The sequence below is a fragment of the Bacillus sp. OTU530 genome (assembly GCF_038440375.1).
Genome location: NZ_JASATP010000193.1, coordinates 1 through 231 on the forward strand (window position 1 = coordinate 1; position 231 = coordinate 231).

Annotated in this window: 1 pseudogene; it reads right to left on the reverse strand. The window is 34.6% G+C overall.

The window, feature by feature from the left end:
* Positions 1-231, reverse strand: a pseudogene (locus tag AAHB12_RS31585) (IS200/IS605 family element RNA-guided endonuclease TnpB); the annotation flags it as partial.

Sequence of the window (231 nt, forward strand, 5' to 3'; positions counted from 1 at the left end):
AGTGGAAACAAATTCAACAAGCCCTAACTTTGGGATTTTCATAAAACGGTCTTTTTCAATTCGAATCGTTGGACCACTTTTACTATAGTTACATTTGGATGTATAGGAATGCACCTCATTTTTCTTACTTTTAAACTTGGGTTTCCCTTTCTTCCTTTGGTAGTATTGTTTAAAGGATTCCCCTAAATCTTGTAGAGAGTTTTGCAAAGCAGTAGAATCTGCTTCTTTCAA